This is a genomic window from Cedecea neteri (assembly GCF_000758325.1).
GTDB lineage: Bacteria > Pseudomonadota > Gammaproteobacteria > Enterobacterales > Enterobacteriaceae > Cedecea > Cedecea neteri_B.
This window is the reverse complement of sequence record NZ_CP009459.1, coordinates 371,309-390,205: the sequence shown is the minus strand read 5'-3', so window position 1 is coordinate 390,205 and position 18,897 is coordinate 371,309. Positions and strand designations below refer to the sequence as shown.

At 54.2% G+C, this 18,897-nt stretch carries 16 protein-coding genes; 15 read left to right on the top strand and 1 reads right to left on the bottom strand.

Annotation, left to right across the window (positions count from 1 at the left end; genetic code table 11):
- The first annotated feature begins 27 nt into the window (after nucleotides 1–27).
- The 10 genes from yqgB to dagF all read left to right on the top strand — a co-directional run bounded on the left by yqgB (nucleotide 28) and on the right by dagF (nucleotide 10,729).
- Complete coding sequence (gene yqgB / locus LH86_RS22525; protein ID WP_156107058.1) at nucleotides 28–174, top strand: acid stress response protein YqgB; 147 nt, start codon at nucleotides 28–30, stop codon at nucleotides 172–174.
- The gene (gene speA, locus LH86_RS01825) at nucleotides 167–2,143 is read left to right on the top strand and encodes a biosynthetic arginine decarboxylase (protein ID WP_071842805.1); all 1,977 of its coding nucleotides are present in this window, start codon (nucleotides 167–169) and stop codon (nucleotides 2,141–2,143) included. The genes yqgB and speA overlap by 8 nt, the downstream gene beginning before the upstream one ends.
- A 199-nt stretch (nucleotides 2,144–2,342) precedes the next feature.
- Complete coding sequence (gene speB, locus LH86_RS01820; RefSeq protein WP_038479002.1) at nucleotides 2,343–3,263, top strand: agmatinase; 921 nt, start codon at nucleotides 2,343–2,345, stop codon at nucleotides 3,261–3,263.
- Between the two features lie 145 nt (nucleotides 3,264–3,408).
- Complete coding sequence (dagR, locus tag LH86_RS01815; RefSeq protein WP_039297919.1) at nucleotides 3,409–6,207, top strand: transcriptional regulator DagR; 2,799 nt, start codon at nucleotides 3,409–3,411, stop codon at nucleotides 6,205–6,207.
- A 120-nt stretch (nucleotides 6,208–6,327) separates the two neighbouring features.
- Nucleotides 6,328–6,753 (top strand): PTS sugar transporter subunit IIA, encoded by a 426-nt coding sequence (locus tag LH86_RS01810; protein WP_039287606.1) that lies wholly within the window; start codon nucleotides 6,328–6,330, stop codon nucleotides 6,751–6,753.
- A 12-nt stretch (nucleotides 6,754–6,765) separates the two neighbouring features.
- Nucleotides 6,766–7,251 carry a PTS system mannose/fructose/N-acetylgalactosamine-transporter subunit IIB gene (locus LH86_RS01805; RefSeq protein WP_039297917.1) on the top strand — a complete coding sequence of 162 codons (486 nt, stop codon included), beginning with the start codon at nucleotides 6,766–6,768 and terminating at the stop codon, nucleotides 7,249–7,251.
- Nucleotides 7,252–7,276: 25 nt separating this feature from the next.
- The gene (locus LH86_RS01800; protein WP_039287601.1) at nucleotides 7,277–8,026 is read left to right on the top strand and encodes a PTS mannose/fructose/sorbose/N-acetylgalactosamine transporter subunit IIC; all 750 of its coding nucleotides are present in this window, start codon (nucleotides 7,277–7,279) and stop codon (nucleotides 8,024–8,026) included.
- Nucleotides 8,023–8,883 carry a PTS system mannose/fructose/sorbose family transporter subunit IID gene (locus LH86_RS01795; protein ID WP_197061698.1) on the top strand — a complete coding sequence of 287 codons (861 nt, stop codon included), beginning with the start codon at nucleotides 8,023–8,025 and terminating at the stop codon, nucleotides 8,881–8,883. Before LH86_RS01800 ends, LH86_RS01795 begins: the two co-directional genes overlap by 4 nt.
- 3 nt (nucleotides 8,884–8,886) lie before the next feature.
- On the top strand, nucleotides 8,887–9,996 hold the full coding sequence (dgaE, locus tag LH86_RS01790; protein ID WP_039297914.1) for a D-glucosaminate-6-phosphate ammonia lyase: 1,110 nt from the start codon (nucleotides 8,887–8,889) through the stop codon (nucleotides 9,994–9,996).
- The gene (gene dagF / locus LH86_RS01785; protein WP_039297912.1) at nucleotides 9,983–10,729 is read left to right on the top strand and encodes a 2-dehydro-3-deoxy-phosphogluconate aldolase; all 747 of its coding nucleotides are present in this window, start codon (nucleotides 9,983–9,985) and stop codon (nucleotides 10,727–10,729) included. The genes dgaE and dagF overlap by 14 nt, the downstream gene beginning before the upstream one ends.
- Before the next feature lie 37 nt (nucleotides 10,730–10,766).
- Here dagF and LH86_RS01780 read toward each other — a convergent pair whose 3' ends face one another.
- Nucleotides 10,767–11,525: a M48 family metallopeptidase gene (locus LH86_RS01780; protein WP_008461569.1), complete on the bottom strand. Its 759-nt coding sequence runs from the start codon at nucleotides 11,523–11,525 to the stop codon at nucleotides 10,767–10,769.
- A gap of 268 nt (nucleotides 11,526–11,793) precedes the next feature.
- Between LH86_RS01780 and tkt the strand changes: the two genes are divergently transcribed.
- From tkt to tdcA, 5 genes are all read left to right on the top strand, one after another.
- The gene (gene tkt, locus LH86_RS01775; protein WP_039297910.1) at nucleotides 11,794–13,785 is read left to right on the top strand and encodes a transketolase; all 1,992 of its coding nucleotides are present in this window, start codon (nucleotides 11,794–11,796) and stop codon (nucleotides 13,783–13,785) included.
- 327 nt (nucleotides 13,786–14,112) lie between these two features.
- On the top strand, nucleotides 14,113–15,159 hold the full coding sequence (epd, locus tag LH86_RS01770; RefSeq protein WP_008461572.1) for an erythrose-4-phosphate dehydrogenase: 1,047 nt from the start codon (nucleotides 14,113–14,115) through the stop codon (nucleotides 15,157–15,159).
- A gap of 21 nt (nucleotides 15,160–15,180) precedes the next feature.
- Nucleotides 15,181–16,344: a phosphoglycerate kinase gene (gene pgk / locus LH86_RS01765; RefSeq protein WP_008461573.1), complete on the top strand. Its 1,164-nt coding sequence runs from the start codon at nucleotides 15,181–15,183 to the stop codon at nucleotides 16,342–16,344.
- Between the two features lie 97 nt (nucleotides 16,345–16,441).
- On the top strand, nucleotides 16,442–17,521 hold the full coding sequence (gene fbaA, locus LH86_RS01760) for a class II fructose-bisphosphate aldolase (protein WP_008461574.1): 1,080 nt from the start codon (nucleotides 16,442–16,444) through the stop codon (nucleotides 17,519–17,521).
- A gap of 402 nt (nucleotides 17,522–17,923) precedes the next feature.
- Entirely contained in the window at nucleotides 17,924–18,862 is a 939-nt protein-coding gene (tdcA, locus tag LH86_RS01755; protein ID WP_039297909.1) for a transcriptional regulator TdcA, read from the top strand.
- Nucleotides 18,863–18,897 lie beyond the last annotated feature (35 nt).

Below are 18,897 nucleotides of genomic sequence, written 5' to 3'. Positions count from 1 at the left end.
GGGTTCGGATACGTGTTTTACAATGATATGAAAATGAAACCGGTCGCACAGCCTCGCTGTCAGCGTCTTGTGCTGTCAATGCGCGCTGTTAATGGGTTGTTATTGCAGGATACCCCTGCGATAGTAGTCAACTGTTTTGCACAATCGACAAAATTTGAGGTTCGCCATGACTGACAAAATCACTTCTGTTTCGGGTTCGTCAGTGGGCGAGCAGGATGTACATCGTTCCATTCAGGAGGTTGCCATGAGCTCCGAGGAAGCCAGCAAGATGCTGCGTACATACAATATTGCCTGGTGGGGCAATAACTATTACGACGTTAACGAACTGGGCCATATTAGCGTTTGCCCGGATCCGGACGTTCCGGAAGCTCGCGTGGATCTCGCCGAGCTGGTGAAAGCGCGTGAAGCTCAGGGTCAGCGCCTGCCTGCGCTGTTCTGCTTCCCGCAGATCTTGCAGCACCGCCTGCGTTCGATTAACGCCGCCTTTAAGCGTGCGCGCGAATCCTACGGCTACAACGGTGACTATTTCCTGGTTTACCCGATCAAAGTTAACCAGCACCGCCGCGTGATTGAGTCGCTGATTCATTCCGGCGAACCGCTGGGCCTGGAAGCGGGCTCTAAAGCCGAGCTGATGGCCGTGCTGGCGCATGCGGGCATGACCCGGTCGGTCATCGTCTGTAATGGTTATAAAGACCGCGAATACATCCGCCTGGCGCTGATCGGCGAGAAGATGGGCCATAAGGTCTACCTGGTTATCGAGAAGATGTCCGAAATTGGCATCGTGCTCGAAGAAGCCGAGCGACTGAATGTGATCCCTCGCCTGGGCGTTCGTGCCCGTCTGGCCTCTCAGGGATCCGGTAAATGGCAGTCCTCCGGCGGCGAAAAATCCAAGTTCGGCCTGGCGGCGAACCAGGTTCTGCAACTGGTGGAAATCCTGCGTGAACGCGGCCGTCTGGACAGCATTCAGCTTCTGCACTTCCACCTGGGATCGCAGATGGCGAACATTCGCGATATCGCCACCGGCGTTCGTGAGTCCGCGCGCTTCTACGTTGAGCTGCATAAACTGGGCGTGAACATCCAGTGCTTCGACGTTGGCGGTGGCCTGGGCGTGGACTACGAAGGGACTCGCTCCCAGTCCGACTGCTCCGTTAACTACGGCCTGAATGAATACGCGAACAATATCATCTGGGCGATTGGCGATGCCTGCGAAGAAAATGGTCTGCCGCACCCAACGGTGATCACCGAGTCTGGTCGCGCCGTGACCGCGCACCACACCGTGCTGGTTTCTAATATTATCGGCGTGGAGCGTAATGAATATACCGAAGCGACCCCGCCTGCGGATGACGCCCCTCGCGCGCTGCAAAGCATGTGGGAAACCTGGGAGGAGATGCATCAGCCTGGGACTCGCCGCTCGCTGCGTGAATGGCTGCACGACAGCCAGATGGACCTGCACGATATCCACGTCGGCTACTCCTCCGGGGCCTATAGCCTGCAGGAACGTGCCTGGGCAGAACAGCTTTACCTGAACATGTGCCACGACGTGCAGAAGCAGCTTGATCCAAGCAACCGAGCGCACCGTCCAATCATCGACGAACTGCAGGAGCGCATGGCGGACAAAATGTACGTCAACTTCTCACTTTTCCAGTCGATGCCGGATGCGTGGGGGATCGATCAGCTGTTCCCGGTGTTACCGCTGGAAGGGTTGAATCACGCGCCTGAGCGCCGCGCAGTGCTGCTGGACATCACCTGCGACTCCGATGGGGCAATTGACCATTACATCGATGGCGACGGTATCGCTACAACGATGCCGATGCCGGAATACGATCCGGAGAACCCGCCGATGCTGGGCTTCTTCATGGTGGGCGCGTACCAGGAAATCCTCGGCAACATGCATAACCTGTTCGGCGACACCGAAGCGGTGGACGTCTTCGTCTTCCCTGACGGCTCCGTGGAAGTGGAGCTGTCTGACGAAGGCGATACCGTGGCGGACATGCTGCAGTACGTGCAGCTCGACCCGAACAAGCTGCTGACCCAGTTCCGTGACCAGGTGAAGAATACCGGCCTTGACGATGCGCTGCAGCAGCAGTTCCTCGAAGAGTTCGAAGCGGGCCTGTACGGTTATACGTATCTGGAAGACGAGTAAGCTATCGCTTTCCCTCTCCTCTTTGGGGAGAGGGCAAAGACGGCACAATAGCCTATACTCTCTTGAACCTGTATGAATTAGCGGCGATAATCCGCTCAATAAATAGCAGTACCCCAATCCAATCCCTTCCTCGTCGGGTTTAACGACGCGGAGGGGATTTTTTTTAGGCGTTTTTTAACCCCAACCGAGAGGTCAGACAATGAGCACCTTAGGCCACAAATACGATAACTCCCTGGTATCTAATGCCTTTGGTTTTTTACGTTTCCCGCTGAACTTCCAGCCGTACGATAGCGATGCAGACTGGGTGATCACCGGCGTTCCGTTTGATGCGGCAACTTCCGGTCGCGCAGGCGGCCGTCACGGCCCGGCAGCGATTCGTCAGGTGTCTACCAACCTGGCATGGGAAGGCAACCGCTTCCCGTGGAACTTCGACATGCGCGAGCGTCTGAACGTTGTGGACTGCGGCGACCTGGTCTACGCCTTCGGTGATGCCCGTGAGATGAGCGAAAATCTCCAGGCGCACGCTGAGCGTCTGCTGGCTGCCGGCAAGCGTATGCTTTCCTTCGGGGGCGACCACTTTGTGACTCTGCCGCTGCTGCGTGCTCACGCTAAGCACTTCGGCAAAATGGCGCTGGTTCACTTTGATGCCCACACCGACACCTACGCGAACGGCTGCGAGTTCGACCACGGCACGATGTTCTACACCGCGCCAAACGAAGGCCTGATCGATCCGAACCACTCTGTGCAGATCGGTATTCGTACCGAGTTCGACAAAGATAACGGCTTCACCGTGCTGGATGCCTGCCAGGTTAACGATCGCGGTGTAGACGATATCATTGCCCAGGTTAAGCAGATCGTCGGTGACATGCCGGTTTACCTGACCTTTGACATTGACTGCCTGGATCCTGCTTTTGCGCCAGGTACTGGTACGCCGGTGATTGGCGGCCTGACCTCTGACCGTGCTATCAAGCTGGTTCGTGGCCTGAAAGATCTGAACATCGTGGGGATGGACGTGGTGGAAGTGGCTCCGGCCTACGACCAGTCTGAAATCACCGCCCTGGCTGCGGCGACACTGGCGCTGGAAATGCTGTATATCCAGGCAGCCAAGAAAGGCGAATAAGCCCTCCGCGCTGATTGCTGCTGCGCAGGGCCTGTGCAGCAGCATTTCTCATCCAACAAGCCGGATTCTTCCCGGCGCGTCTCTTTCTTGCATAAAAGAATAGTGTATGTTCTGAACGATCATTCACTTTTTAAGCGGTAAAGAGATGAGACGGATTGAGATTATTTTGGGGGAGCTGGAACGGCTGACACAGGGAGTGGATCTTACTGATTTAGCAAAGGAAACGGCATTCACGGCAGAAGCTATTGGCTTTAACCTCGGGCTGGCTAGAAACTCGGTCAGTAAAGATCTCAACCAGTTATGGAACGATGGCCTGGCCATCAAAAGCCGGGGTCGCCCGGTTTTCTTTTTGCACCGTCATGCGCTGGAAGCCGTTCTTGGACGCAAGCTGGATGACTCCGAGCGTGAAGTGCGATCGGTGGCCGATCTGCTCCCATGCCAGGAAAAGCTCAGCGGGGACGATCCTTTTAGCGGTCTGATTGGCTACGATCGCAGCCTGCGCGATGCGGTAGACAAAGGCCGTGCCGCGGTACTTTACCCCCACGGATTACACGTGCTGCTAACCGGGCCTTCCGGCGTCGGTAAAACCTTTTTCGCCGAGTTAATGCACCGTTTTGCCTGTGAGCACGCTTCTGGCGGCACACCGCCGCTGGTCTATTTTAACTGCGCGGAATATGCCCATAACCCGGAGCTACTTTCTTCGCACCTGTTCGGCCACCGCCAGGGGGCGTTTACCGGGGCGAATGAAAATAAACCCGGCCTTGTGGAGCAGGCAGACGGCGGCTACCTGCTGCTGGATGAAGTACATCGCTTGCCGTATGAAGGGCAGGAGAAACTCTTTTCTATTCTCGACAAAGGGGAATACCGGCCGCTGGGATCCAGCGCCGTGGCTCGCTCAATCTCAGTCCGCCTGATTTGTGCCACCACCGAGCCGGTTAATTCCGCGCTGCTGCGTACTTTCCAGCGGCGTATTCAGGTGTGTATTGATTTGCCGGGTATTCGCCAGCGTTCTGTTGAAGAGCAAATTGAGTTGATTATTGGGTTCTTGCAGCGTGAAAGTCGCAAGATAGAGCGCACGGTCAGCCTTGATAAAACCCTGCTGCTCTGGCTGCTCAATAAGCCGCTGGAGGGCAATATCGGCCAGCTCAAAAGCGATATTCAGTTCTTGTGCGCTCAGGCATGGGCGTCGGGCATGACTGAGCATCAGGACACGCTGCAGCTGGATAAACGGCTGGCAGAAATGCCGTTTAATGCCACGCCAGAACAGCGGCTGCTGGTTGATACGCTGTTTGACGGCAAAGAGCGTTTAAACGTTGATGCGCGTACGCTGCCGGCGCTAAAAAGCTCCCTGGCCACCGGGAGTGAAATAGAAGAGAGCGATCTCTTTTACAGCTTCCTGACCCGCGAATACGTCAACCTGCGTAACAGCAATGTCCCCCCGGCGGAAACGTTGGCGATCCTGAAAAATAAGCTGAGTTCGATTTTTGAATACGGTCTCTATAGTCGGGATAGCGTGGTTCATCCCCCGCGATATGGCGGCCAGGTTGAAGTACGCGTGACGCTGCTTATCGGCTGCGTGGAGCAGGTGCTTGGATTTTCACTGCCTGAAAACCTGGTTAACCCGCTGCGTAAACACTTTCTGGCGCTGATTGGCTACGTGCAGCGCGGCTTGATCCCACAGCTTTATTCCTCAAGCCTGATCCTGGACCGCTGCAAAGACGAGTACGAAAACGCCACGCAGCTGTGCCGGAAAATTAACGAACTGCTGCACATTCAGTGCCCGGCGACGGAAGTTGTCTGGCTGTGCCTGTTCCTGAAAGAGTGCCGACATTATCGCCAGCGCATAGACGCCAGTCCCGACTGCGGGGTCATTTTGATTGCCCACGGGGCGACCACCGCCACCAGTATGGCGCAATACGTTAATCGCGTCGTAGAGCGCGAGCTGTTCAGCGCCATTGATATGCCTTTCGAGCAGTCGGTACATGACACCCTGGAAACGTTAACCCTGATGATTCAGACCCGGCGCTATCGACGACTGATCCTGATGGTGGATATTGGCTCACTGGTGCATTTTGGCAGCACCGTCAGCAAGTTATTCCAGATAGACGTTCTGCTGATGCCGAATATTACGCTTACCACTCTGTTGGAGGTGGGGCTGGATTTAAGCTATGAGACCAGCGAGTTACCGCAACTTGCCGCGTTGATGCAAAGCAAAAATATTCCCTGCCAGCTCTGTACGCCGCAACAGGAAAGCGGGGGCAAAGTGCTGGTGGTGTCCTGCATTACCGGAATGGGAACGGCGGATAAAATCAAAAAAGTGCTGGAGGAGAGCTTTGGTGAGCTGATGTCGCAGGACACGCGAATGGTTATCCTCGATTACAACGAAGTTCGCAGCCTGGAACGCGTGCAGCAGGCACTGGGCGTTGGCGAGCGGCTGGCGGGGATCGTCGGGACTTTCCAGCCTGGCCTCCCGGATATTCCGTTTATTTCGCTGGAGGAGTTGTTTTCCGAACAGGGGCCGGAGCTGGTGTTAAGCCTGCTGACGCCGGATCTCTCCAGCAGCGAACGGCGGCTGGAAATGGAACGTAGCGCCATGCGTTTTATCAGCGCGCTGACCATGGAGAGCATCATTAACCACATTTCAGTGCTCAACCCGCAGCGCATTCTCAAAGAGATGGAAGGCGTACTTAACCATCTGACCTCGGCACTTTCGCTCAAACCGAGTCGCCAGGTGACACTGCGCTTTCTGATCCACTGCTGCTGCATGGTCGAGCGTATCGTGATTAACCGTAAACCGTTACAGATGGCGCTGGAAAACAGGCCAGATCTGGACGTTCGCGCATTTAGTGTCATCAAATCTGTGTTCCAGCCAATAGAAGAGGCTTACGGCATTCGCTTATCGGATGCAGAATATATTTATATTTACGAACTGCTTTATAGCTAATCCCACAACTGGCGGGGCACTGCGCTCCGCCAGGCCTTTCTTACTCCTCGCGTGACACAAACTCTGGCACATCCTTTGCTCTCTCTACGTACGTAAACGTAATCGAGCCAGGAGGCCACTTTGACTACCACTGAATCCTTGCCCCAGATCCTGCTGTTAACGCACGGCGGTTGGGGGCAGCAGCTTTGCAACAGCCTGCGCATGGTGATGGGCGAAATTGAAGGCGTGACAGAAATCGCGCTGATGCCCGTCGACACGCTGGGTGATTTTTATCAACGCGTTGAAGCGGTGGTGAAAACGTTGCCTGAAGGCTCGCTGATCCTTACCGATTTTGTCGGCGGCACAACCTCTAATGTGGCGGCACGCCTGAGTGCTGATTATCCGATAGCGGTGATTTCCGGCCTGAATGCCTCTTTATTGCTGGAAGCACTGGACCGGCGCGAGCACGGTTTACTTACCGCCTGCGTGGCCGAGGTGGTCGAGGCCGGTCGCAGCAGCTGTCTCGATGTCGTGGCCCACGTTCGTCAGTTACAACAAACAAAATAAAGGAAAAATATCATGGCAAAGATCGTTTTATGTCGCATCGATAGTCGCCTTATTCATGGACAGGTGGTGACGAAATGGGTGGGCCAGTCTCAAGCTAACAGGATTGCGGTGGTCAGCGATGAGCTGGATGCGGACCCGTTTATGAAAAATATCTACCTGATGGCCGCGCCGCCAAGCATCAAAGTGGACTGCTACAGCAACCAAAGTTTTGCCGCGTCGTGGAAAGAAAACCAGCTGGGGGAGGGCAATGTGCTGGTGCTGTTCCCGTCGCTGGCGGCGATTCAGGACGCGGTGGCGCAAGGTTTTGACGTGACGGATATTCAGGTTGGCGGGCTGGGTGGTGGGCCAAACCGTAAAGCGGTTTTCCAGAACATCACGCTTGATGAGAAAGACGTCGGCATTCTTAACGATCTGAAAAATCGTGGGATTAAGGCCATTTTCCAGACCATCCCGGAAGATAAGCCGCAGTCGTTGGACGATATCCTGAAAAAATTCTAATCCTTTGATAATAGGGTAAATAATTATGGATACATTAGTCTTCGCAAGCCTGATGGGGTTGTATTACTGGTTTGCCCGTTTACGCCTTGGCTACACCTTCTCCGCCATGTTGCTCCAGCCTGTAGTGATTGCCGTCTTTGTCGGTTTGCTGCTCGGTAATATGCAAACGGCGATGATCATCGGCGCCGGTATGCAGCTCGTCTATCTTGGCGTGACGTCAACACCTGGAGGTAATGTTCCTTCAGATCCTGCCCTGGCAGCCTGTATTTCCATTCCGATTGCCGTTAAAGCGGGCATGGACCCAAACCTTGCCATTGCGTTGGCGATCCCCTTCGGCGTGATTGGCGTGTTCCTCGATCAGCTACGCCGCACGCTGAACGCCGCGTGGGTACACATGGCCGACAAGCACGCCGAAACGGCAAACATGGCGGGCATTATGCGCTGTGCTTTCCTTTACCCGGCGTTACTCGGGCTGGTGCTGCGGTTCCCGGTGGTGTTTGCCGCTAACTACTTTGGTCAGAACGTGGTGGAAAGCTTCCTTAAGCTGATGCCGCACTGGTTAACCCACTCCTTTGAAATTATGGGCGGGATCCTGCCTGCGCTGGGCTTCGCTATCACCATTATGGTGATTGGTAAAAAGAGCCTGCTGCCGTGGTTTATCGGCGGATTCTTCGCGGTGCTGTATCTCAAGGTGGACATTATGGCGATGGCAATCTTCGGCACCTGTGTGGCCTTCCTGATTAAAGGCCTGGCGAAAAATGAAGGAGCAGCATGATGAGCACTGATGTAATGCAGCATGAGCTGGTTGAACGCGCGCGCGAAAGCGGCGCACTGACCAAAGCCGATATCACCAAAGCGTGGTTTATCTACTGGCTGGGCGCCGAAGTGTCCAGTTCGTATGAGCGCCTGCAGAGCCTGATTTTTTGCGCCTCGATGACGCCGATTATTAAAAAGCTCTATCCGCAAAAAGAAGAGCAGGTGGAAGCGTTGAAACGCCACCTGAACTTCTTCAACTCAGAGCAGACTTTTGGCGCGGTTATCCAGGGGATCTCGATCGCCATGGAGGAACAAAAAACGCGCGGGGAGCCGATAAGTGATGCGTCGATCACCGGGATTAAAACCGGCCTGATGGGGCCGCTGGCCGGGATGGGGGACTCCATTATTTGGGCCGCGGTCATGCCGCTGCTGATCGCTATCTTTATCCCGTTTGCCGCTAACGGCAGCGCAATGGGCGGCATTATTCCGCTGATCCTCTATCCGGCAATTACGCTGGCGATCAGTTACGGCATGGTCCACAAAGGCTACACCCTGGGGCGTGACTCGATCATCGGCCTGTTACAAGGGGGGCGAATCAAAGAGCTTATCTACGGCGCTAACGTGCTGGGCCTGATCATGATGGGGGCGCTCTCGGCAAGCTACGTGAAGATAACCACGCCGCTCAAAATCAGCGCGCTGAAAGGGTCTGAAGTGGTGGTGCAGCAGATCCTGGATTCTATTGCTCCCGGTCTGTTGCCGCTGGCCGCGGTGTTTGCGATCTACTTCTATCTGATGAAGAAAGGCCCGCGTTATACCACTATTCTGCTGTCGATTGTGGCGTTGAGCGTGGTCTGTTCGCTGTTGGGAGTGCTGTAAGCCATGACACAGAACATCTATCAACAGCTGGGTTTAAAACAGGTGATAAACGCCTGTGGGAAAATGACGATTCTGGGGGTTTCCAGCGTTTCCCCCGACGTGATGCAAGCCACGGCGAAGGCGGCCTCGACTTTTGTGGAGATTGACCTGCTAGTGGACAGAACGGGGGAGCTCATCTCCCGCTATACCGGTGCGGAAGACAGCTACGCTACATCCTGTGCTTCGGCAGGCATTGCGATTGCCGTGGCCGCAGCAATTACCCGTGGTGACCAGGCGCGAGTGACGTTAATGCCTGAGAGTTCGGGCATGGCCAATGAAGTGATAATGCTGCGTGGGCATAACGTCGACTATGGCGCGCCAATCACCAGTGCGATTCGGCTGGGCGGTGGGCGAGTGGTGGAAGTCGGCTCCAGTAATCTGGCCGCTTGCTGGCAGCTCGAGAGCGCGGTGACTGAACAGAGCGCCGCGCTGTTGTACGTGAAGTCACATCACTGCGTACAGAAAGGGATGCTGAGCATTGAGGATTTCGTGCAGGTGGCACAGCGCCACAACCTGCCCTTGATTGTTGATGCCGCTGCCGAGGAAGATTTACAGGCCTGGGTGGCAAGCGGTGCAGATATGGTTATTTACAGTGGGGCAAAAGCCTTTAATGCGCCGACTTCTGGTTTTATCACCGGCAAAAAACAGTGGATTGCCGCCTGCAAGGCGCAGCATCACGGTATTGCCAGGGCGATGAAAATTGGCAAAGAGAATATGGTCGGGCTGGTGTATGCCCTGGAGAACTACCATCAGGGGCAGACCATCGTCACCGCGGAGCAGTTGCAACCGACGGTTGAGGCTATTTCCGCCATTCGCGGGCTGAGCGCTGATATAGAACAAGACGAGGCTGGGCGTGCCATCTGGCGTGTTCGTATCCGGGTGAATGCCCAGGAGCTGGGGCTGGATGCGCGGGAGGTTGAAGCTAGGCTACGCGGTGGCGATATCGCTATTTATGCCCGTCGCTATAACCTGCATCAGGGGATTTTTAGTCTTGATCCCAGAACGGTGGCGGAAGGGGAAATGGCGCTCATTGTCGCGCGACTACAGGAGATTGCAGACCATGCAGCAGATTAATTTTTATCGTCAGCGTGTGGCGATTAACGTGCTGGCGAAGGACATCGCCAATGCCCGGGAAATCTACGAGGCCGCCGAAGGCCATGCGGTCATTGGCGTGCTTTCCGCCCAGTTTGATTCTGTTGAGGAAGGGATCAATGAGGTTCAGCGCTGGATGGCTGAGGTGCCGTCAATTTCTGTTGGGCTGGGTGCCGGTGATCCGGCGCAATTTTATAAAGCGGCGATGATTGCCTCTAAAGTGCATCCGGCTCACGTCAACCAGACCTTTACCGGGTGCGGATTTGCGGCGGGCGCGCTGGCGGCAACGGGGGGTGAAAAAACGCACATTAACGCTTTGGTCAGCCCAACCGGAACAGCTGGCGAGGTGCTTATCTCTACCGGCGTCAGCAGCAGTAAAGGCACGCCAGCCCGCGTTTCCGGTGATGCTGCCGTACGCATGATGCTGGATGCTGGCGCACATGCCGCGAAGTTCTTTCCGATGGGAGGTGAGAAATCGTTGCCTGAACTCTATGCCCTGGCAGAGGCGGCGGCGCGCAGCGGTATGACGCTGATTGAACCGACTGGCGGTATTGATCTGGATAACTTTGGCATTATTTTGCAAACCTGTCTGGAAGCCGGAATGTTGCGTGTTATGCCGCACGTTTACACGTCAATTATTGACCCGCAGACGGGCAACACCCGGCCGGAAGATGTGGTTCGCTTGATGGATATCGTGAAGTCGCTGGTGGAATAAGTTTTGCGCACCATGGGGTGCGCAAGTTTTTTGATCATTACTTAATGCCATCCGCCGCCATGCGGTCACGAATATGCTGGGCACGAGCGGCCGACGCCGGGTGGTCGTCCAGCATGGAGCTTTGGCGGCCTTCGTCGAGCTTAGCCAGTTTCTCGAAGCTGGTGGCAAGGCCGGTCGGGTTGATGCCGCGTTTGCGCAACAGATCGTAAGAGTAATCGTCTGCCTCGGATTCCTGGCGCTGGGAGAACTGAGCGTTCACCAGTTTTTCGCCTAAATCCCCAAGCTGAGACTGCGACAGATTGCCAATCACGCCGCCTGCGGATGCTGCAGCGACACGCGCAGCGTTTGCCCCGAGCGCGACCTGCATGCCTTTTTTGACGTGGCCCAGCGCGACGTGCCCCATTTCGTGGCCAATCACCGCTTCGACTTCGTTGTCGTCCATCATGTCCATCAGGCCGCTGTAGACGCGGATGCAGCCGTTCGCCATGGCGAAGGCGTTGACGTCTTTGGTCACATAAACTTTGTAATTGACCGGCAGGCCGTTGATGTTATCGCCCAGCGCGGAGGCAATTTTGTTCAGCCGCTGGGTGTATGGGCTGTCTGCCGGGGCTATCGTGGCTTTGCTGTCCTGCTGCTTACAGGCATCATCGCTCAGGGTTTTCACCTGCGCGTCGCTTAAAGTGTAGGCCTGGAAAGCTTCGGCTCCAGAGGTCAATAGCCCGTTGGAATCCATTCCCTGGCAGCCGCTCAGCAGGGCTGCGACGCTCAGGCTCAACAATATTGGGCGCATCTTCATGGCCATTTTCCTTTCTTTATAATAGGTAAAAACAGAATCGGATTTACCGCAGGCGAGGCGGCTCCTGACCCAGTATAAAGAAGAATAAATGGCCTGCGCATCAGGTTGCGCAACTTGCGAGCGTTATCCAGAGATTTCTTACCCTGTCAACGGCACGCCGCATGTACATGACCATTCCCCTGGTGTACATTGTTGTCACATTTTCGGGCGTAGCCCATAACGCATCGTAGTCAAGGCGCGACCTTCAACCATCCGATCTGGAGTCAAAATGTCCTCTCGTAAAGAGCTTGCCAATGCTATTCGTGCGCTCAGCATGGACGCAGTACAAAAAGCCAAATCCGGTCACCCGGGTGCCCCTATGGGCATGGCCGACATTGCCGAAGTCCTGTGGCGTGATTTCCTGAACCATAACCCACAGAACCCGTCCTGGGCCGATCGCGACCGCTTCGTGCTGTCCAACGGCCACGGTTCTATGCTGATTTACAGCCTGCTGCACCTCAGCGGTTATGATCTGCCGATTGAACAGCTGAAAAACTTCCGTCAGCTGCACTCTCAGACTCCGGGCCACCCGGAAGTGGGCTACACCGCCGGTGTTGAAACCACGACTGGCCCACTGGGTCAGGGTATTGCGAATGCGGTTGGTATGGCTATCGCAGAGAAAACGCTGGCGGCACAGTTTAACCGTCCGGGTCACGACATCGTGGACCACTTCACCTATGCATTCATGGGTGATGGCTGCATGATGGAAGGCATCTCTCACGAGGTTTGCTCTCTGGCAGGTACCCTGAAGCTGGGTAAACTGGTTGCGTTCTATGACGACAACGGCATCTCCATCGACGGCCACGTTGAAGGCTGGTTCACCGACGATACCGCGAAACGCTTTGAAGCCTACGGCTGGCACGTAGTGCGCGGCGTAGACGGCCACGATGCCGCGGCTATCAAACGTGCAGTAGAAGAAGCGCGTGCGGTGACCGACAAACCATCCCTGCTGATGTGCAAAACCATCATCGGTTTCGGTTCCCCGAACAAAGCCGGCACCCATGACTCTCATGGCGCACCGCTGGGTGATGCAGAAATCGCACTGACTCGCGAAGCGCTGGGCTGGAACCACGTGCCGTTCGAAATCCCTTCTGACATCTACGCGCAGTGGGATGCGAAAGAAGCTGGTCAGGCTAAAGAAGCCGTATGGAACGAGAAGTTCGCTGCTTACGCGAAAGCTTTCCCGCAGGAAGCCGCGGAGTTTACTCGCCGCGTGAAAGGCGAAATGCCTGCTGACTTCGACGCGAAAGCGAACGAATTCATCGCTAAGCTGCAGGCTAACCCATCCAAGATCGCCAGCCGTAAAGCGTCCCAGAATGCTATCGAAGCGTTTGGCCCGCTGCTGCCAGAATTCCTGGGCGGCTCCGCTGACCTGGCGCCTTCTAACCTGACTATCTGGTCCGGTTCTAAAGCGATTAACGAAGATACCGCCGGGAACTACATCCATTACGGCGTGCGCGAATTCGGTATGACCGCTATCGCCAACGGTATCTCCCTGCACGGTGGCTTCCTGCCGTACACCTCTACCTTCCTGATGTTCGTAGAATACGCTCGTAACGCGGTGCGTATGGCTGCGCTGATGAAACAGCGTCAGGTGATGGTATACACCCACGACTCCATCGGCCTGGGCGAAGATGGCCCAACTCACCAGCCGGTTGAGCAGGTCGCTTCCCTGCGCGTAACCCCGAACATGAGCACCTGGCGCCCATGTGACCAGGTTGAGTCCGCAGTAGCGTGGAAGTACGGCGTTGAGCGTCACGACGGCCCGACCGCGCTGATCCTTTCCCGCCAGAACCTGGCTCAGCAGGATCGTACCGAGCAGCAGCTGAAAGACATCGCTCGCGGCGGCTACGTGCTGAAGGATTGCGCAGGTCAGCCTGAGCTTATCTTCATCGCTACCGGTTCTGAAGTTGAGCTGGCGGTTGCTGCATGGGACAAACTGACTGCCGAAGGCGTGAAAGCGCGCGTAGTGTCCATGCCGTCTACCGACGCGTTCGACAAACAGGATGCGGCTTACCGTGAATCCGTGCTGCCGAAAGCCGTTACTGCTCGCGTAGCTATCGAAGCTGGCATCGCTGACTACTGGTACAAATACGTTGGCCTGAACGGCGCTATCGTCGGCATGACCACCTTCGGTGAGTCTGCACCAGCGGAACTGCTGTTCGAAGAGTTTGGCTTCACCGTGGAAAACGTGGTGAAACAGGCTAAAGCGATTCTGTAATCCGTCTCGCTAACTATCAGGGTCGCTTCGGCGGCCCTTTTTTATGCCGATTATTCCACTTATACCCTGCTCTTTATTCCACCACTGCGGCGCTCAGTTGCAGTTATTCCACCAAAACTGTGATGTATGTCAGAAGTTGAGCGGAGCATGTTGGGGTATCGTTCCTTTTATTCCCGCTTTCGCTTAACATAGCTGAAGCGTTTCAGTCGAATAAATGTTCGACAATTAAGCAAACAAGTGCAGTTTCATGAGTGCGAGGATTCCCCTCAGGCGGTTGCTGGATTACTCTGTCAGCCACTAAATCCCAGGGATTCTGGCAGGAGAGATATGACCGTACGCATCGCTATTAATGGCTTCGGTCGCATTGGGCGCAACGTGGTACGTGCTTTGTACGAATCTGGTCGCCGTGCGGAAATTACCGTGGTAGCAATCAACGAACTGGCAGACGCTGCGGGTATCGCGCATCTGTTGAAGTACGATACCAGCCACGGCCGCTTTGCCTGGGATGTTCGCCAGGAGCGTGAAGTCCTGTTTGTGGGCGACGACAGCATTCGCCTGCTGCACGAACCGACCATTGAAGCGCTGCCATGGCGTGAACTGGGCGTTGATATCGTGCTGGACTGCACCGGCGTGTTCGGCTCCCGCGCTGACGGTGAAGCCCACCTGGCGGCAGGAGCGAAGAAAGTCTTGTTCTCGCACCCCGGCGGTAACGACCTCGATACGACCGTTGTTTACGGCGTGAACCATGAACAGGTCGAAGACAGCCATCGCATCGTCTCCAATGCCTCCTGCACCACAAACTGTATTATTCCAATCATTAAACTGCTGGATGAAGCGTTTGGCATTGAGTCCGGGACGGTCACCACCATCCACTCGGCCATGCACGATCAGCAGGTTATTGACGCTTACCACCCTGATTTGCGACGTACCCGCGCGGCGAGTCAGTCGATTATTCCGGTGGATACGCGTCTTGCAGCCGGTATCACGCGTATTTTTCCACAATTTAATGACCGTTTTGAGGCGATCGCGGTACGCGTTCCCACGATAAACGTAACGGCCATTGATTTAAGCGTGACGGTCAGAAATTCAGTAAATGCATGTGAAGTCAACCACTTGCTGCAAAAAGCGGCACAGGAAGCATTTCATGGTATAGTTGACTATACGGAATTACCGTTGGTCTCTACTGATTTTAACCACGATCCGCACAGTGCAATCGTCGACGGCACGCAAACGCGGGTCAGTGGGCAACATCTGATTAAAACTCTAGTCTGGTGTGATAACGAATGGGGCTTCGCCAACAGGATGCTCGACACCACGTTGGTTATGGCTCAATGGATTTCAGGTAAGGCGCACGTTGCGTCTGCAAAACTTTAAGAATCAACGAGAGGATTCACCATGTCTGTAATTAAGATGACCGATCTGGATCTGGCGGGCAAACGCGTATTCATCCGTGCCGATCTGAACGTGCCGGTTAAAGACGGGAAAGTCACCAGCGATGCGCGTATCCGTGCATCTCTGCCGACCATTGAACTGGCGCTGAAACAGGGTGCTAAAGTCATGGTGACTTCTCACCTGGGTCGTCCGACCGAAGGCGAGTACAACGAAGAATTCTCTCTGCTGCCAGTGGTTAACTACCTGAAAGACAAACTGTCTAACCCGGTTCGTCTGGTAAAAGATTACTTGGATGGCGTAGAAGTTGCTGCCGGTGAGCTGGTTGTTCTGGAAAACGTTCGCTTCAACAAAGGCGAGAAAAAAGACGACGAAGCGCTGTCTAAAAAATACGCTGCACTGTGTGACGTGTTCGTGATGGACGCTTTCGGTACTGCACACCGCGCGCAGGCTTCTACTCACGGTATCGCTAAATTTGCTGACGTTGCTTGTGCAGGTCCGCTGCTGGCTGACGAACTGGAAGCGCTGGGCAAAGCTCTGAAAGAACCTGCTCGCCCAATGGTTGCTATCGTTGGTGGTTCTAAAGTTTCTACCAAACTGACCGTGCTGGATTCCCTGTCCAAAATCGCTGACCAGCTGATTGTTGGCGGCGGCATCGCGAACACCTTCGTTGCAGCCCAGGGCCACAACGTAGGTAAATCCCTGTACGAAGCTGACCTGGTTGATACCGCAAAAGATCTGCTGACCCGCTGCGACATCCCAGTACCAACCGACGTGCGTGTTGCCACTGAGTTCTCCGAAACTGCGACCGCAACCCTGAAGTCTGTGAACGACATCAAAGACGAAGAGCAGATTCTGGACATGGGCGACGTTTCCGCTGAGAAACTGGCCGTGATCCTGAAAAACGCGAAAACCATTCTGTGGAACGGCCCGGTTGGCGTATTTGAATTCCCTAACTTCCGTAAAGGGACCGAAATCGTTGCCCGCGCTATCGCAGACAGCGAAGCCTTCTCTATCGCAGGCGGCGGCGACACTCTGGCCGCTATCGACCTGTTCGGTATCGCAGACAAAATTTCCTACATCTCTACCGGCGGCGGCGCATTCCTTGAGTTCGTGGAAGGCAAAGTACTGCCAGCTGTAGCAATGCTCGAAGAGCGCGCTAAGAAGTAATTCCTACGGGCAGGGTAACCTGCCCGTTGATTTATTGCCGCCCGGCAAGATTCAGGACGGTGATTCGATTTTTCCAAGGCCTACAGGACACATCAACATGTCTAAAATTTTTGATTTCGTAAAACCAGGTGTTGTAACTGGCGACGACGTACAGAAAATCTTCCAGGTAGCAAAAGAGAACAACTTTGCTCTGCCAGCCGTTAACTGCGTCGGTACCGACTCTATTAACGCCGTTCTGGAAACCGCTGCGAAAGTAAAATCTCCGGTTATCGTTCAGTTCTCTAACGGCGGTGCTGCGTTCATCGCTGGTAAAGGCGTGAAAACTGATGTTCCACAGGGTGCTGCTATCCTGGGTGCAATCTCTGGTGCACACCACGTACATCAGATGGCTGAACACTACGGCGTGCCGGTTATCCTGCATACTGACCACTGTGCTAAGAAACTGCTGCCGTGGATCGACGGCCTGCTGGATGCGGGTGAAAAACACTTTGCCGCTACCGGTAAACCACTGTTCTCTTCCCACATGATTGACCTGTCCGAAGAGTCTCTGGAAGAAAACATCGAAATCAGCTCCAAATACCTGGCTCGCATGTCCAAACTGGGCATGACCCTGGAAATCGAACTGGGCTGCACCGGCGGTGAAGAAGACGGCGTGGACAACAGCCACATGGACGCTTCTGCTCTGTACACCCAGCCAGAAGACGTTGATTACGCTTACACCGAACTGAGCAAAATCAGCCCACGTTTCACCATCGCAGCTTCCTTCGGTAACGTACACGGCGTGTACAAACCAGGTAACGTGGTTCTGACCCCGACCATCCTGCGCGATTCTCAGGAATACGTTTCTAAGAAACACAACCTGCCGCACAACAGCCTGAACTTCGTCTTCCACGGCGGTTCCGGTTCTTCTGCTCAGGAAATCAAAGACTCCGTAAGCTACGGCGTAATCAAAATGAACATCGATACCGATACCCAGTGGGCAACCTGGGACGGCATCCTGAACTACTACAAAGAAAACGAAGCTTACCTGCAGGGTCAGCTGGGTAACCCGAAAGGCGCTGACCAGCCGAACAAAAAATACTACGATCCACGTGTCTGGCTGCGCGCAGCTCAGACTTCTATGATCGTTCGCCTGGAGCAGGCATTCAAAGAGCTGAACGCGGTAGACGTTCTGTAATTTAAGCGAATACTTGCTTCGATAAAAACCCGCCTCGGCGGGTTTTTTTATATTCAAATAAAAGTGTAATATTTGCAGGTGTTTTTAATATTACGTTATATTTCGAACGGGATGGATAAATTAACGCCAATATTGATGAATCTTCATCCCTGATAACAGCTTACTGACATTTATATGAATTTATTATCACCATAACTTTATTTTATTCAGTATATTTAGGTTGACCTTAATCATATAAATGGCAGATCGTAAAATCATAACCAATTGTTATTATTGGTTTTTATTGTGTTCGCGTGCTTATTGAACAAATCATGGTTGAGCAGTTGTGAGTCGCCGCACATAACCTTTAACGGGGAATACGTAAGATCGCCGCCATTGGCAACTTATTAGGCATGGCGCTTTATGGATAATACGACATTACCTAAAACACAGCACCTGGTGGTATTTCAGGAAGTGGTAAGAAGTGGTTCATTTGGCTCTGCGGCGAAGCAGTTGAGTTTGACCCAGCCTGCGGTCAGTAAAATCATCAGCGACATGGAGGCGCTGTTCGGACTGGAGCTGATCATCCGCAAAAATACCGGTGTTCAGCTTACCGTTGCTGGTAAAGTACTGCTCGGTTATGCCGAGTCGATTACCCGTGAAATGCGCAACATGTGTAACGAAATGAGCAGCCTGGTCGGTAGTGAAGCGGTGGATGTTTCGTTCGGCTACCCTTCACTGATCGGCTTCACCTTCCTGCCGGGCATGATGAAAGCCTTCAAAGAGCAGTATCCTCATGCCGAAGTGTCCATGTTTGAAGCGCAACTTTGCTCCTTCTTACCGGCGATACGTGACGGCAGGCTGGATTTTGCCATCGGTACGCTGAGCGATGAGATGCTGCTTCAGGATTTGCACATCGAACCCCTGTTTGAATCAGAGTTTATTCTGGTAGCCGGACGAACACGAACGCGCGGAGGCGTGATGACGCTCCGCTCATTAAGCCATGAGCAGTGGGTGTTGCCTCAAACCGAAATGGGTTACTACAGCGAACTCCTGGCCATCCTGCAACAGAACCACATCACCAGCGATAAAATCATTAAAACCGACTCTGTCGTCACCATCTATAACATGGTGCTGACCGCCGGTTTCCTGACAATTATTCCCCGTGAAATGATCGCTCCTTTTGGTTCTCAGGAATTTATTCAGATTCCTTTAACGGATGAATTACCCGTCGCACGCTATGCCGCTGTATGGTCAAAAAATTGCAGAATAAAAAAATCGGCGGCGACTCTGGTCGAATTAGCCAAGGTACATTCAGTGCGTAATAAATATCAATTTAATAAATTAACGGTGGTGGCTTAACTTATTTAGCATAATCACTTTTTATTACTCATTCA